At 32.8% G+C, this 14366-nt stretch carries 18 protein-coding genes; 10 read left to right on the top strand and 8 right to left on the bottom strand.

Translation table 11 applies throughout. From position 1 onward, the window contains the following. The first annotated feature begins 10 nt into the window (after positions 1–10). Together ACJJV4_RS00730 and ACJJV4_RS00725 are read left to right on the top strand one after the other, a co-directional pair. Positions 11–1048, top strand: a complete 1038-nt coding sequence (locus ACJJV4_RS00730; protein ID WP_405291114.1) for an alkaline phosphatase D family protein — start codon at positions 11–13, stop codon at positions 1046–1048. 52 nt (positions 1049–1100) lie between these two features. After that, a complete protein-coding gene (locus ACJJV4_RS00725) occupies positions 1101–1520 on the top strand; it encodes a nucleoside-diphosphate kinase (RefSeq protein ID WP_405291112.1) in 420 nt (139 codons plus the stop codon). A 120-nt stretch (positions 1521–1640) separates the two neighbouring features. Here ACJJV4_RS00725 and ACJJV4_RS00720 read toward each other — a convergent pair whose 3' ends face one another. From ACJJV4_RS00720 to recF, 4 genes are all read right to left on the bottom strand, one after another. After that, the gene (locus ACJJV4_RS00720) at positions 1641–1832 is read right to left on the bottom strand and encodes a cold-shock protein (RefSeq protein ID WP_042499758.1); all 192 of its coding nucleotides are present in this window, start codon (positions 1830–1832) and stop codon (positions 1641–1643) included. Between the two features lie 151 nt (positions 1833–1983). Next, complete coding sequence (locus ACJJV4_RS00715) at positions 1984–2175, bottom strand: cold-shock protein (RefSeq protein WP_034044451.1); 192 nt, start codon at positions 2173–2175, stop codon at positions 1984–1986. A 99-nt stretch (positions 2176–2274) separates the two neighbouring features. After that, complete coding sequence (locus ACJJV4_RS00710; RefSeq protein WP_405291108.1) at positions 2275–2571, bottom strand: DUF721 domain-containing protein; 297 nt, start codon at positions 2569–2571, stop codon at positions 2275–2277. 366 nt (positions 2572–2937) lie between these two features. Then, complete coding sequence (recF, locus tag ACJJV4_RS00705; RefSeq protein ID WP_405291106.1) at positions 2938–4020, bottom strand: DNA replication/repair protein RecF; 1083 nt, start codon at positions 4018–4020, stop codon at positions 2938–2940. Positions 4021–4155: 135 nt separating this feature from the next. On the opposite strand from recF, the gene ACJJV4_RS00700 reads away from it, so the two are divergent. From ACJJV4_RS00700 to ACJJV4_RS00665, 8 genes are all read left to right on the top strand, one after another. After that, the gene (locus tag ACJJV4_RS00700; protein WP_405291104.1) at positions 4156–4926 is read left to right on the top strand and encodes a tetratricopeptide repeat protein; all 771 of its coding nucleotides are present in this window, start codon (positions 4156–4158) and stop codon (positions 4924–4926) included. A 14-nt stretch (positions 4927–4940) separates the two neighbouring features. Continuing rightward, positions 4941–5426, top strand: coding sequence for a 6,7-dimethyl-8-ribityllumazine synthase (ribH, locus tag ACJJV4_RS00695; protein ID WP_405291102.1), 486 nt, complete (start codon positions 4941–4943; stop codon positions 5424–5426). A 178-nt stretch (positions 5427–5604) separates the two neighbouring features. After that, on the top strand, positions 5605–5838 hold the full coding sequence (locus tag ACJJV4_RS00690; protein ID WP_405291100.1) for a hypothetical protein: 234 nt from the start codon (positions 5605–5607) through the stop codon (positions 5836–5838). A gap of 27 nt (positions 5839–5865) precedes the next feature. Continuing rightward, positions 5866–6153 (top strand): riboflavin synthase subunit beta, encoded by a 288-nt coding sequence (locus tag ACJJV4_RS00685; RefSeq protein ID WP_405291098.1) that lies wholly within the window; start codon positions 5866–5868, stop codon positions 6151–6153. A gap of 4 nt (positions 6154–6157) precedes the next feature. Further along, positions 6158–8008, top strand: a complete 1851-nt coding sequence (mutL, locus tag ACJJV4_RS00680) for a DNA mismatch repair endonuclease MutL (RefSeq protein WP_405291096.1) — start codon at positions 6158–6160, stop codon at positions 8006–8008. A gap of 3 nt (positions 8009–8011) precedes the next feature. Beyond that, complete coding sequence (locus ACJJV4_RS00675; RefSeq protein WP_405291094.1) at positions 8012–8779, top strand: rhomboid family intramembrane serine protease; 768 nt, start codon at positions 8012–8014, stop codon at positions 8777–8779. Next, positions 8779–9624 carry a rhomboid family intramembrane serine protease gene (locus ACJJV4_RS00670; RefSeq protein WP_405291092.1) on the top strand — a complete coding sequence of 282 codons (846 nt, stop codon included), beginning with the start codon at positions 8779–8781 and terminating at the stop codon, positions 9622–9624. Before ACJJV4_RS00675 ends, ACJJV4_RS00670 begins: the two co-directional genes overlap by 1 nt. Positions 9625–9813: 189 nt before the next feature. Then, positions 9814–10836 carry an endonuclease/exonuclease/phosphatase family protein gene (locus tag ACJJV4_RS00665; RefSeq protein WP_405291090.1) on the top strand — a complete coding sequence of 341 codons (1023 nt, stop codon included), beginning with the start codon at positions 9814–9816 and terminating at the stop codon, positions 10834–10836. A gap of 60 nt (positions 10837–10896) precedes the next feature. Here the strand turns inward: ACJJV4_RS00665 and ACJJV4_RS00660 are convergent, their stop codons facing one another. The 4 genes from ACJJV4_RS00660 to ACJJV4_RS00645 are packed head-to-tail and all read right to left on the bottom strand — an operon-like array spanning position 10897 to position 14362. Then, a complete protein-coding gene (locus ACJJV4_RS00660) occupies positions 10897–11205 on the bottom strand; it encodes a DUF6122 family protein (protein ID WP_405291088.1) in 309 nt (102 codons plus the stop codon). After that, positions 11205–11828 (bottom strand): WbqC family protein, encoded by a 624-nt coding sequence (locus ACJJV4_RS00655; RefSeq protein ID WP_405291086.1) that lies wholly within the window; start codon positions 11826–11828, stop codon positions 11205–11207. Before ACJJV4_RS00655 ends, ACJJV4_RS00660 begins: the two co-directional genes overlap by 1 nt. Next, positions 11828–13057: a tetratricopeptide repeat protein gene (locus tag ACJJV4_RS00650; RefSeq protein ID WP_405291084.1), complete on the bottom strand. Its 1230-nt coding sequence runs from the start codon at positions 13055–13057 to the stop codon at positions 11828–11830. Before ACJJV4_RS00650 ends, ACJJV4_RS00655 begins: the two co-directional genes overlap by 1 nt. Further along, a complete protein-coding gene (locus ACJJV4_RS00645) occupies positions 13058–14362 on the bottom strand; it encodes an AAA family ATPase (protein ID WP_405291082.1) in 1305 nt (434 codons plus the stop codon). Positions 14363–14366 lie beyond the last annotated feature (4 nt).

Raw genomic sequence — 14366 nt, 5'->3', positions numbered from 1 at the left:
GGTGAAGGATATGAAAATAAGATTAATAGTAAGTGCTTTTGTCTTAGCGACTTTTGTGCACGGCTGCAAAACACCAAAAGTAGAAATTGTAAAACAAGCTAAAATACAGTATGATACTACTATTGCTTTCGGCTCATGTAATAAACAAAATATTGAAAATAAGCTTTGGGTTGAAGTTGTAAAGCATAAGCCTGATTTATGGATTTGGGGAGGCGATAATGTCTATGCCGATACTGACAATATGAAAAAATTAGAGGCTGATTATAATAAGCTATTGGCTAATGAAGATTATAAAAGGCTAAGGGAAACAACAAAAATTACAGGTACTTGGGATGATCATGATTATGGCTTAAACGATGGAGGTGTCGAGTTTGTAGCTAAAAAGGGGAGTCAGCAATTGTTCTTGGATTTTTTGAAAGTACCTAATGATAGTGAAAGACGATATCGCGAAGGTGTTTATAGTTCTCAAATTGTAAAGTCATTAAATGGTAGTGTAAAAGTTATTGTTTTAGATACTCGTTATTTTCGAACAGCATTAACGGATGACAAAAAAAATAAAAAAAGATATCAACCTGGTGTTTACGGAGAAGGCACTATTTTAGGTGAGAAACAATGGCAATGGCTGGAGGCAGAATTAAATGGGTCGGATGCTGATTTTAATATAATTGTAAGTAGCATTCAGGTATTATCTGCAGAACATGGTTTTGAAAAATGGGCAAATTTTCCGCATGAAGTAGATAAATTAAAGCAATTAATAAAAAAATCTAAAGCGCAGGGTGTAATACTGCTTTCGGGAGATAGACATATTTCTGAGTTTTCTAAAACCAAAATAGAAGGCGTTAGTTTCCCTCTGGTTGATTTTACCTCGAGCGGATTAACGCATGTATATAGTAGTTTCACTGCAGAGCCTAATAAACATAGAGTATTAGAAGTTGTTCCAGAGTTGAGTTTTGGTGTTCTAAAATTTAATTTTGAAACAAAAGCTGTGCTTATGGAAATGCGGGGTGTAGGGAATGTATTGCAACAAAAACTTTTACAAACCTATTAAGGGTTAACCAAATATAAAAATGTACTTTTGCAGAAATTTAAAAAAAATAAAAATGGCAACAAATAGAACATTTACAATGCTTAAGCCAGATGCTGTTGAAAACGGACACATTGGTGCAATATTAGAAAAAATTACAGCTTCAGGATTTAGAATTGTAGCTATGAAATTAACACAAATGACAAAAGCTGACGCTGAAGCATTTTATGCTGTACATAATGAGCGTCCATTTTTTGGGGAATTGGTTGAGTTTATGACTAGAGGCCCAATTGTAGCTGCAATTTTAGAAAAAGAAAATGCAGTAAACGATTTTAGAACCTTAATTGGTGCTACAAATCCTGCTGATGCAGCTGAAGGTACTATTCGTAAAATGTATGCTACATCTATGGGTGAAAACGCAGTACATGGTAGTGATAGTGATGAGAATGCAGCTATTGAAGGTGAATTTCATTTCGCTGGAAGAGAGCAATTTTAATTAAAACTACGCAATTAAGGCTATGCTATGCCTCAAAAGTGTATTAAAAATAGTAAAATATAAAAAATCCCGCAACCTATGTTGCGGGATTTTTGTTTTAAAAAAGTTTACTAGTATATACTAAATTACTTTTACGTTTACGGCGTTTAATCCTTTTCTGCCTTCCTGTAAATCGAATTCTACTAAATCGCCTTCACGAATTTCATCGATTAATCCAGAAATGTGAACAAAATGCTCACTGTTTGAACCTTCTTCTGTTATAAATCCGAATCCTTTAGAATCGTTGAAGAATTTTACTGTTCCTTTACTCATTGTATAAAAATATTAAATTATTAATATCTGTAATACAAAAGTGATGCCATAAATTTATGGAGTAATCAGGATGGCTAAAATAATAAACACAAAAAAGTCTGTCAATTTGAATTGACAGACTTTTAAAGTTGTAATTGTTAAAGTATAAATCTTAGATTACTTTTACGTTTACGGCGTTTAATCCTTTTCTACCTTCTTGTAGATCGAATTCAACTGCATCACCTTCACGAATTTCATCGATAAGTCCTGAAATGTGTACGAAATGTTCTTTGTTGTTGTCATCTTCTGTGATAAATCCAAAACCTTTAGAATCGTTGAAGAATTTTACGGTACCTTTACTCATTGTAATTTGTATTATAAATAATTAAGTGCCAAAGATAATGTAAAAAACAATAGGTAACTAAAATATCTTGAAAATTTTAATATAATTCTTTTGGTCTAATTATCTTAAAACCAGTTTTTTAATAATATCCTTACCTAACTCTTCGTTTAGCATGTCTATAATTTTTTGTTTACCGTAGCTTAATTCTTCTCTTAAAACACTTGAGGTTAGTTGTATGTAAAGCGTTTCTCGCTCTAAAGTTACCGAACTTGTATAGTTGTGTACACCATTACCCATAAGTTTTGCCCAAGCATCTGCAACATTAACTTTATCTAAACCTTTTTCTAGTCTGTTAGTTTCTACAAATTCTTTTAATGCGTCGGAAATACTGATGTTGTCGTTGTTGCGTTTTGCCATGAGGTTAAAATGTGAAAGGTTTGTAGCGTATGTATTTTAAATGAAACAAGATTTAAATTGCTCTTATTTATGGGGACAATGGATGAAAGCTTATCAATAGCTTTCATTTTTAAAGGTACCAAAATTATATATTTAAAACGATTCTGTGGGTGTCAAAAACTTTAATTTTTATTAAAATTTGGGGTTTTGCTAATGTTTATAGCTAGTGTTTACTTTTGTATTATTGGTTTCACTTACTTGGAGGAAGAACTCAACCGATTAATTTCTAATTGTCTCAAAGTGTGAATTAGGAGGTGATTCTTCAAAAAAAACAATTAGTTTTTTATTCTTCCGAAGAAATATTGATGTCGAAATCGAAAGGTGTTGCTATTCTAACTTGAAAATTTCATAAGATTGATGTACTTGCTTTACTGCATTTTCAGTCCGTTCTGCATGTGTATCGCTTATAAATAGTTGTCCGAAGTTTTCATCGTCTACCAATTTAATTATTTGAGACACACGTTGTTCATCTAGTTTGTCAAAAATATCATCTAACAGTAAAATAGGGTTTACGCCACTTTGAGCTTTTATAAAATCGAATTGCGCTAGTTTTAAGGCTATTAAAAACGATTTTTGCTGGCCTTGGCTTCCAAATTTCTTTATTGGGTGTCCCGAAATATTAAAGTGTAAGTCATCTTTATGGATGCCAACACTTGTGTATTGGAGTGCTTTGTCTTTGTTAATGGCTTTATTCAAAAGGGTATTTAAGTCATTTTCAAACAAGTCACTGTGGTAGTTTAAATCAACATCTTCGTTACCGTTGCTTATGGCTTCGTATCGAGATTTAAAAATGGGAATAAATTCTTGTAAAAAGGCATCGCGCTTTTCAAAAATTTTAGTTCCAAAATCGGTTAATTGGCTGTTGTAAACATCTAATGTGTCTTTATTAAAGGTGTGGTTTAGTGCAAAGTACTTTAGTAGCGCGTTACGTTGAGCTAAAATTTTATTATAATTTATTAAAGCACTCAAATAACTGTTGTCACTTTGTGAAATTACGCTATCAATAAATTTTCTGCGTGTTGTACTACCTTCAATAATTAAATCTCTATCTGCAGGCGAAATAATAACAAGAGGTAAAAAACCTATATGCTCACTGAATTTATCATAAGCTTTACCATTACGTTTTATAATTTTTTTCTGTCCACGTTTTAAGCTTACAATTACCTTTTCTGGTTTGTCTTCTTTTGTGTAATCTCCATTAATTACAAAAAACTCTTCGTCGTGTTTAATATTTTGAGTCGCAACGGGATTAAAATAACTTTTCCCAAAGGATAAATGGTAAATAGCATCGAGGACATTAGTTTTTCCAATGCCGTTATTTCCGACAATGCAATTAATTTTTTCATTGAAAGCAAACGTTTTGCTATCAAAATTTTTATAATTAAGTAATGAAAGTGATTTTAAAATCATATAAATAGCAACTTAAAGCGCGTAAAGAGGGTAAAGTCTTAAAAAGAAGTGCAAATTATTGAAAAATATCAAATAAATACCCTTTTAGTTCTGAAGAAAAATTATATTTTTGCGCCACATTAATAGAAACAGAAAATGGCAACATATAATAAGAGAGGTTATAAACCGAAAACGAAAGTTGAGAAGGAACAAGATATTGAAGAAGGATCAACAACGGCTGAAGTTTTTAACACCCTTGATGAAACAGCTTCTAAAACAGAAGATTTTGTAGCGAAAAACCAAAAGTATATTTTTATTATTATTGCTGTTGTGGCTGTAATTGTTTTAGGTTCTTTAGCATACAAAGAGTTTGTTTCTAGCCCGAAGCAAGAAAACGCTATGAACGATATGTTTCAAGCTCAAAAATATTTTGACGAAGCCGTAACTGGTGTTGCTCAAGATTCACTTTACAACCTAGCTTTAAGCGGTGGTGAAGGTAAATTTGGTATGCTGGACATTATTGAAGAGTATAGTGGTACAGAAGCTGCTAACTTAGCAAACTATTATGCTGGAACTGCATACTTAAGATTAAAAGATTATAAAAATGCCGTTGAGTATTTAAGTGCTTTTGATAGTGAAGATGAGGTTTTAGCGCCTTTAGCAAAAGGTAATATTGGTGATGCTTTTGTTCAATTAAACCAAAAAGAAGATGCTTTAGAGTATTACGAAAAAGCAGCGAACATGAGAGACAACGAGTATACTACGCCAATGTATTTATACAAAGCGGGTGCTATTGCTTTAGATTTAGGAAAAGCAGATAAGGCATTAACTTACTTTACTCAAATCAAAGAAAAATATCCAAACGCAACCGAAGCTTCTACTGTAGATGTGTTTATAGGAAAAGCGCAGGTGTTGGCTAACAAATAATAGCTTTACCACATATGGCAACAGTAAATAAAAACTTATCGGTTTACGATAAAACAACAATCCCAAATGCGAAAGACTTTCGATTTGGGATTGTTGTTTCAGAATGGAATGATACTATTACAGAAGGTTTATTTCAAGGCGCTTACAATGCCTTGATTGAAAATGGTGTAGAACCCGAAAATATTGTGCGTTGGGATGTGCCAGGTAGTTTCGAGCTTATTTATGGATGTAAAAAAATGCAAGAACAAATGGTTAATGCCGTTGTGGCTATTGGTTGCGTGATACAAGGCGAAACCAAACATTTCGATTTTGTATGCGAAGGTGTAACACAAGGTATTAAAGATTTAAATGTACAGAAAGAAACGCCAGTTATTTTCTGTGTGCTTACCGATAATACCATGCAGCAATCTATAGATCGCTCTGGCGGTAAACACGGTAATAAAGGTACAGAAGCTGCTATTGCTGCTATAAAAATGGCAGAATTGCGCAGAAATAGTTAAACTTTTTTATAAAAATTTAATAAATTCCAAAGGTGTTTTATTTGATACCTTTGGAATTTGATATTTTATTTCGGAAAGATTTACCAATTTTGCACTCTAATTTTTAGATATTTTTAGCATTTCTAAGCCCTATTTCTGCCTATTTTTAAGTACTTTTGAAAGATAACACCACTAGATTTTGTTTAAACAACGCAAACATAAAACCTTTGATTATCAATCTCGTTTTTCTGCAGAAAGGAAAACAGATTCTAGTTTAAGCAAAGACGCTAACACCAAAGACTATATTTCTAAATGGAAAGAAAATAGAGCGGTTAAGCGAAAGGTTCGCGGTGCAATGCCCGTAAAAACCTTAGCTTTATTTTTGGTACTATTATTGATTTGTATGTATTTATTAGAAAAAAAATACATGTAAAACAAATCACTTAAAAACTCTAGAATTATGGGAATCTTAAAGGCAAGAAAAAATAAAAAATTCAGTTACACACCTCGTTTTTTTGACGATAAAGGTGAAGGTAATCCTTTTGAAATTAAACATAAGTTCGACGAATACAGAACAACTGTTGGTCCAAACAAGGGGTTTAAAACAAAACTAAACAATGCTTTAAACGAATTAAAGCATAACAGAGATCATGAAGCTAATAGACGCATTTTAATTATTGTAGGTGTGTTAGTATTAGTGTTTTTATTTATCATCGATTTCGATTTATCTATATTCTTTTCTAAATAATTATATGGCAGACATTATACAGCTTTTACCCGACCATGTCGCAAACCAAATTGCTGCTGGAGAAGTTGTTCAACGTCCAGCATCTGTTGTTAAAGAATTGCTTGAAAATGCAATTGATGCAGGTGCGGACTCTATTAAACTTATAATAAAAGACGCTGGTAAAACACTGGTTCAAGTTATCGATAATGGTAAAGGCATGAGTACTACCGATGCTCGATTAAGTTTTGAGCGTCATGCAACATCCAAAATTCGAAGTGCGGAAGATTTATTTCAACTGCATACAAAAGGATTTCGTGGTGAAGCTTTAGCTAGTATTGCTGCTATTGCGCATGTTGAGTTAAAAACCAAACAACCGCAGGACGATGTAGGTAATACCATTATTATCGAAGGAAGTAAAGTTACCGATCAAGATGTTGTGGTAACACCGCAAGGCACATCGGTTTCTGTTAAAAATTTGTTTTTTAATATTCCAGCAAGGCGTAACTTTTTAAAATCAGATAATGTAGAATTACGCCATATCATTGACGAATTTCATCGTGTTGCTTTGGCACACCCAAGTATAGGCTTCGTGTTTTATAACAATGGTACGGAAGCTTTTAATTTGCCAATTAGTAATTACAGACAACGTATTGTAAATATCTTCGGAACAAAAACTAACGAGAAATTGGTTCCTGTAGAAGAAGAAACCGAAGTGCTTAAAATATCTGGATTTGTTGGTAAACCTGAATTTGCTAAAAAAACCAGAGGTGAACAATACTTTTTTGTAAATGATAGATTTATAAAAAGTGCCTATTTAAATCATGCCATAGCATCGGCTTATGATGGATTACTTAAAAACGGAACGCACGCCAGTTATTTTTTAAATCTAACGGTAGATCCGCAAACAATTGATATTAATATTCATCCCACAAAAACTGAAATTAAATTTGATGATGAGCATACACTCTATGCCATTCTTCGTTCTGCAGTAAAGCACAGTTTAGGGCAGTTTAATATTGCACCAGTTTTAGATTTTGAACGAGACGCAAATTTAGATACGCCTTACGAGCTTAAAAAAGAAACGGTAAGGGCGAGCACACCAACTATTGAAGTGGATAGAAGTTTTAATCCGTTTCAAGACGAGGCGCCTGTTCAACAAAGAGCTGTTTCCTATAAAAAGGAACCAACCGAAAGTTGGGAGAGCCTATATGTTGGTTTAGAATCTAAGGGTACAAAATCGCAGCAAGATTTTAGTGAAGTACATTTCGAAACCGAGGAAGCTACAGTGTCTATGTTCGATAAAGATATCGAGAAAACGCATACTACATACCAATTGCACAATAAATACATTGTGAGCACTATAAAATCGGGTATGCTAGTAATCGATCAGCATCGCGCGCATCAACGTATCTTATACGAAGATTACCTTCAGCACCTCACCATAAAAGGAGCTTTAAGTCAGCAATTATTATTTCCTTTAGATTTACATTTTTCAAATCAGGAAATAGCTGTTATTATTCAATTAAAAGAAGATTTAGAGCATACCGGTTTTGTATTTTCAAATGTTCAAGAAGAGTCTATTGAAATTACAGGTGTTCCTGTAGGTGTTCCAGAAAGCGAAGTGTCTATTATTTTAGAACAGCTTATAAGCGATGTAGAAAACGAAGTGCCTGATAGTAATTTTTCAGCTACCGATTTACTAGCAAAATCTATGGCAAAAAGTTTAGCCATAAAAACGGGGCAGTCTTTGCAAAAAGACGAGCAAGAACATTTAGTTAATAAGCTATTTGCTTGTAAAGAACCTAATGTTTCGCCTACTAATAGAACAACATTTGTAACTATGAGTGTTGACGAATTAGACAAAAAATTTATATAAATTATGATGCGAATTTCAGAAACCGTTAAACATCTAATAATCATTAACGTGATTATGTTTATCGGTACCTTATTTATAGGTAATGGTGGTTTTTATCAATGGTTCGCAATGTATTTTCCTCAAAACGAATTATTTAAACCATGGCAATTAATAACCCACATGTTTATGCATGGTGGTGGTTATTTACACAATTTAAGTATAACACACTTACTCTTTAATATGTTTGCTTTATGGATGTTTGGTACACCCGTTGAACAAACTTTGGGAGCAAAACGATTTTTATTTATTTATATTTCTGCGGGTTTAGGCGCTGTATTACTTCAAATAGGTTTTTACTATTTTCAGTTTTTACCAGATTATAATGCCTTGTTAGAATCTGGTTTATCTTCCGAAAGTATCAAAGCCATGCTAACCAATAACGAGACCGTTGCTGGAGTTTCACAATCTCAAATAACGTTACTAAAAGAAATTTATCCTGCATTTAATGCGAGTATGGTAGGGGCCTCTGGATGTATAATGGGTGTTATGGCAGCTTTTGCGATGATGAATCCTAATGCTGAATTAATGATGATTTTTTTACCAATACCAATAAAAGCGAAGTATTTTATTCCAGGAATTATTATTTTAGATTTAATTTCAGGTGTTACAGGTCAGTCGTTTTTCAGTCCAAGTAATACGGCATATATGGCCCACGTTGGAGGAGCAATTACAGGGTTTTTAATCATGTATTATTGGAAAAAAACACAGTTTAATAATAACCGTTGGAACTAATGAGTTTAACTACCGATATAAAATATAAGTTAGCACGTCTTAATATATTAGAGAAAATAATAGCGGTAAACGTAGTTGTTTTTCTAATAGGTCTAATTTTTTCATCAGTCTTAAGTTGGTTCGAGTTATCTAGTAAAGCCTTTACAGCTCTGGTGAATCCATGGACAATAGTGAGTTATGCCTTTGTGCATTACGATTTTTTGCACTTACTATTCAATATGCTTTGGCTTTACGTAATTGCCCGCATGTTTCTAAACTTGTTTAGCCCAAAAACGGCATTAAATATTTATTTTCTTGGAGCAATTAGCGGTGGTGCCATGTTTCTTTTAGGATACGCTTTATTACCGAGCTTTTTTGGAGGAAATTCTAGTTTAGTTGGGGCTTCTGCGGCCGTTCGTGCTTTATTGATTTTCTTGTGTGCATATATGCCTAATCAAGATATTCGTGTTTTTATGTTTAATCTTAAGCTTTGGTACATTGGTGTAGCCATTGTTGCTCTAGACGTCGTAGGTTTATTTGGACTAAATGCAGGAGGTAATTTGGCTCACATTGGAGGCGCAATATTAGGTTATATTTACGCCACCCAATTAGTAAAGGGAAATGATATAGGTAAAGGTTTCGAGCGTTTTGCAGACGCCATTACCAATATGTTTAAGCCGTCAAAAAAAGGACCGTTAAAAACAGTTCATAAAAATAAAAGTAAAGTAGGCGGTTATAAAAAATCGGACTTCAGCGAGTTCAATAATCAGAAAAAAATTGATGTTATTTTAGATAAAATCAGTAAAAGTGGGTATGATAGTTTGACGGCCGAAGAAAAGGAATTACTCTTTCGAGCAGGTAAATAATCTATTGAAATTTTAAAAGTAAGGGCGTTACCCGAAAAGGGTCGGGCTTTCACTACTCAATCTTTTTGCTTTTTCATAAAAGCAAAAAGGATTTCAAACAAGCCGTTCAATCCCTAACGCAAAACAACCTGCTAAGGGGCAAGTAAACCTCGTGAAATATAGCATATTTGCGAAGTCAAAAAAAACAAAATGAAAAACTTAAGTTTCATTAATAAAATAATATATATCGTCAATAGTATTGTGGCGATGCTATTGTTGCTTGCAATGATTTTTCCGTATTTGCCACCTAAAACATTTTCATTCTTATCGGTAATAAATCTAGGCGTATCTTTTTTAATTATTATCAATGCGCTTTTTGTGGTGTATTGGTTGGTGCGTTTAAAAAAACAAATGCTAACCTCTCTTTTGGTATTGCTTTTTGCTTACTTGGTATTTGGGTCATTATACAAGTTTTCGCCATCTAAAAGTATCGAATCTGAGCAAAATTTTAAAGTCATGAACTATAATGTTCGTTTGTTTAATCTTTATAAATGGATACCTGAAGAGCAGGTAGAAGTAAATATTGCCAACTTTATTAAAAGCGAAGCTCCGGATATCTTGAGCATCCAAGAATATCATCCTCACGAGAATATTAACCTGTCTAGTTTTAAGTATAAATTCGAAAAACTATCGGGAAAAAAAATGAAATATGGTCAAGCCATTTTTTCTAAGTTTCCAATTGTAAATTCAGGGTCGGTAGAGTTTCCAAAAACAGCAAACAATGCCATATTTGTTGATGTCGTTAAAGGTAAGGATACCATTAGAGTGTATAACATTCATTTAGAATCTTTGCGCATCGATACTAAAATAGAGAGCTTAAAAAAAGAAAATTCAGAGCGACTTTTACAACGCATAGGTTCTGCTTTTAAAAGGCAGCAAAATCAAGCAGAGTTATTTTTAGAACATAAAAAAAACTGTAAGTATAAAATGATTGTTTGTGGCGATTTTAATAATACCGCCTTTTCTTATGTGTATAGAAAGATAAAAGGAGATCTTAACGATACATTTAAAGAAGCTGGTAATGGGTTTGGGCGTACACATGAGTTTAAATTTATACCTATGCGTATAGATTTTATTTTAACCGATGATGCCTTTGCTGTTAATGGCTTTAAAAGTTATAGCGAGCACTTTTCCGATCATTATCCAATAAGTACGACACTTAGTTTAGAATAAGTGGAGTGAGCTTCTTAGTTATTAAATTTGATTGTAAAAGTTTTTGTGATTTGATGAATTTTACATAAAGGAACAATCTACTACATCGGCAATAATATGGATCACTAATCCTAAACCAATTAATCGTGTTTTCTTAAAAAATAGTAAAGCAATATAAACTGCTAAAGCGTAATACGTATGTAATGGGTGGAAGTTAATACTGCATCTATTTGGGTCAAAAATAGGATTGGCCAATAAGTGGTCTAAATCAATCGACATACCCGCAATCATTATTAAATAAGCCATTTTCCAATTCGGTTTAAACCAGATAAGCGCCACGGCCAAAGGCAATAGAAAATGACAACCGTAATGTGCGATAGATTGTAACATTAAGGTGTAATAATGGTTTGAGATTCTAAATAATTTAGTGCATTTGGGCCTTCATTAAAAAGTAAATCGAGAATACTTAAATTAGGTATAAAGCCGTGCTTGTTGCTAAAAACTTGAGTGTAAGTTTCAAAATTTTGTGGCTGTTCTTTTTTTGCATGTACTAAAAATCTAAAATCATTAGTATCTGCAGTAGCCTCTTTGTAGGTTTCTGTTTTAGATGTATTGACGTCTAATTGTAAACACTCGGTAATGGTTTCAAAACACTTCAAATTAAAATCTAAAATAAAATCAGTTTTTTTTTCAAATAAAGGCTGAAGTTCATCTTCATAATACTCAAAAAACGGAGATGTTCTGTAAGCTGAAAGTAAAGATTTCCAATGTAAGCTTTGCCATTTTTCTTCATTAAATATTTTAACATCACGATACTTCTGCCTATTTTTTTGTGAGTGTATCACGGGTATATTTAAAGTAAGTTTACCATTGGCGCCATATACGTAAGTGCGGTTTCTATAGGTTTGCTTTAAGAAATTATCATCGGTTTCAAATACCAATTCATCTGTATTTGCAATAGCTACAAAATGCGCAATACTCGGGAAATATGTGGGATGAATTAGAGTTTTCATTATTTAGTGAAAAAATTGCTAAGCCAAGTATAGGCGATAAACATAATACCAACAGTAATACCAATATGCGAAATAGAACCACCAATAAGCGATAGTACAATAGCTATCAATAGCATTGTACAACCATAGGCGATATTTATTAATTGAGATTTTTTGGTATTTGCCAATACACCACGAGTTAGCGGTAAAATAGCTGCTAAGCATGTTAAACTTAACATGGTGAAATAGTCGTTTTTGGTTAAAATATTACCTATAAACATAAGCAATGCTCCAATAATTAAAGCAAAAAATATTTGACCACTCAGTTTTTCTTTTTGGTCCAATAAATACTTGCCGTATTTGTCGAGAATAAGAAGCATGTTAGAAAGTGGTTCCATAATCCAACTGCCTAGAGCAAATAGAAGATAAGCAACAATTAACGGAATTAATAAAAAAGTGTAACCAGAAGCTGTAATTAATTTTGCCGAAAATTTATAGGCTATATAAATCCCTATAATAAAAATCCATTGGTTTTTCCCTGATTGTTTATTCATCCAAAATGAATAACGTAAATAGAGATTGTATACCTTGTTTTTAGATTTTATAGCTGTAACCATACCTGATCTCGCATAATCTAAATTTGGGTTTAACGATAGGGCTTCTTTAAAATGAGTTAACGCTTTTTTTGTATCGTTGTGCTCCAAGTAACTCCAACCCACGTTAGCGTGCGAGTGTGCATCTTCAGGGTCATCTTCTAATAAGTTTTCTATTGATGATTTTGCTTCTTCTTTTCTGTTTAATTTGGTTAATGCCGTAGTTCGTGCATTTTGGCAAAAATTACTTTTCGGGTTAATTTTTAAACCTTCGTTGGCAAAGTGTAAAGCAGCGTCAAATTTCTTTTTTGTAATTTCAATGTATGCTTTTTGTCCAAAAGCAGTATCGTCGTATGGATCTAATTCTAGAGATTTGTCGATGTTGATTTCTGCTTCTTTTATATCATCTTGATGTAAATATATTTGAGATAGCAAAAAATAAACATTCGCCCAATTTGGTAGTTCGGTACGAAGATCTAATGCAAGATTAAGTGATTTTTCCAAATCTTTAGTTAGAAATAGGCATTGTGCCAAATAATATTTGGCGTTGCTGCTTTGGGCATCTTCGGTTAAAGCGGTTTGAAAATAGGGGATAGCGTCTTGATATCTACCTATTTCAAAAAGTTGAATACCGCGTTCTAGATTTGGACTATCCATTTATTTTTTAATTTTTAGGTAGACTAAAATATCATCATATAAACCAGAATCGTTTGAGTATAACGCGTAGTTTTTTGCCGAATTAAACCATTCTCTAGTAGAGGCTTTCATTTTACCCAAAGCTTTTAAAATATCTTTGGTAGTTAATGGCTTAGGTATACCATCTTTAAAAGATTCTAGTAGTTTATGCTCTATGGCAATATCTACACTTGCTTTTATATCTGCTCCCGAAAATTCTTTACTTTTTTTAGCTAAATCTTGAAACTTAATATTGTCTGTAGGTTTCTCTTTTAGTTCAATTTTAAATATTTCTTCTCTAGCAATATCATCTGGTGGTGCTACAAAAATAATTCTATCAAAGCGTCCTGGTCTCCTAAATGCAGGATCTATATACCAAGGTGCATTTGTTGCTCCCAAAACTAATATACCTTCGTTATCAGAATCAATACCGTCAAGTTCTGATAAAAATTGATTAATAACGGTTCTTCCGGCTGTTTTATTGATATCATTTCTATTGGCACCCAAGGCATCAATTTCATCTATAAAAATAACGCAAGGTGTGTTGGCCCTAGCGGTTTCGAATATTTCATGCAGATTCTTTTCAGAACTTCCCATCCACATATCTAAAATGTCGTTAATACCAATATTTATAAAGTTGGCATTAATTTCTCCTGCCGTAGCACGTGCAATATGGGTTTTACCACATCCTGGAGGTCCATAAAGTAAAATACCTCCACCAATTTTTTTACCGTAAGCTTTGTATAAATCTTTATGTAAAAGTGGCTTAATAATTTTTAAATCAATTTCCTCTTTTACTTTTTCCATACCACCAACATTTTTGAAATTAATGTCTGGTTTTCTTAAAAAAGAAATGGCATCTTCATCTATAAAATCATCATCAAAATCTTCAACTGGAATTCTAAATAAATTTTCAAATTCATCATTCCTGAACGTTTTATCAATTTCTAAAATGCGCTGGTATGTAGCAAGAGCATCTTCCGTTTGTCCTTGATCTATATAGCAAAAGCATTGAAGCTCAAGGTAAGCCGGAGTCTCGTTGTTTTCTATTAGTTCTTCGAGAATAACCTCAGTTAAGTTATATTTTTTTTGCTTAAAATAACATTCAGCTAATAGAAATTTATGAGCATCAGTAGGCTGTTTATCTAAAATAAATAATAGATGCTTTTCTGCTTCAGCATAGTTTAAAGCATCAGAATATAACTTTGCAATTTGAAATCGCAACTCTATGTTTTCTGGCGAAAACTCTAAGGCTTTAAGTAGGCTTTCTAATAGTGTGTTATCCATAAAA

The organism is Algibacter sp. Ld11 (assembly GCF_045066735.1).
Taxonomy (GTDB): Bacteria; Bacteroidota; Bacteroidia; order Flavobacteriales; family Flavobacteriaceae; genus Algibacter.
Note: the sequence above shows the minus strand (reverse complement) of the source record. Positions and strands in the feature narration are given on the sequence as shown.